1 protein-coding gene is annotated in these 818 nt (G+C 48.2%); it reads right to left on the reverse strand.

All coding sequences use genetic code 11. The features are described 5' to 3' along the window. Nucleotides 1-71 precede the first annotated feature (71 nt). Complete coding sequence (locus tag L655_RS1000000128215; RefSeq protein WP_342626703.1) at nucleotides 72-569, reverse strand: group II intron maturase-specific domain-containing protein; 498 nt, start codon at nucleotides 567-569, stop codon at nucleotides 72-74. Between the last annotated feature and the right edge of the window lie 249 nt (nucleotides 570-818).

The raw sequence follows: 818 nt of genomic DNA on the forward strand, positions 1-818 counted from the left end.
TAATCGGGTAGCCGGAGGTCTCTAACCTCCAGCCCCCACACCACCCATCATGCGGGTCCGCAATGGGCGGTTCATCTCCCGTAATGAATATTGATCCAAATATCTTTCAATGACACTAAACCTTGTGATGCTAAATAGTCATTACCTAGCGCAATGTTAATTCCTTTTGTTTTTGAGCTTCTACAAGGGCCTTTACTGGTGATACCACAGGCTATGGCGAGTCGCTCGCTAACACCCAATTTCATTAAACTGCGTACTTTGGTGCGAGGTTTACGCCATTGCCGCCAGTAGCACATTCTTATCCTACGTCGGATCCAGTGATCTAAATCCACCGTTAGCTGATAAGCGTTGGCTATTAGGTAGTAGTTCCCCCAGCCGCGCAAATACTGTGTGAGTTTATGAATTTGTAGGGTCATTGAGATCCCCCAGTTGCGGTTAGTGAGTTCTCTTACATTTGCTTTGAATTTCTTTAGCGCCTGTTCGTGGATCTGCACTTGAGCGTAACGGAAGGTAAACCCGAGAAATTTCGAGCCTGATACGGGACCGACTCGACTTTTCGATTCATTCACTTTGAGTTTTAATCGCTGAGTGATGAACGCAGTAATTTCCCGCTGGATTATGAGTCCTTCGCTTTTCGTTTTTACTAAAATGATTATATCAAAAGCTCGATACCGAAAGCCGTAATCCCGTGGCCACCACCCAGCATGACCATTACCCCGGTTATCGGCATCAGCAACAGGCCAAGATACAACGCCCCATGACCGGCCTTGACCAGCAGAGCCTGCGCCGGATCTTGCTGCGGGCGCTGATGACGCTGG

Origin of the sequence: Pseudoalteromonas sp. TAE79 (assembly GCF_000498015.1) — a bacterium.
Taxonomy (GTDB): domain Bacteria; phylum Pseudomonadota; class Gammaproteobacteria; order Enterobacterales; family Alteromonadaceae; genus Pseudoalteromonas.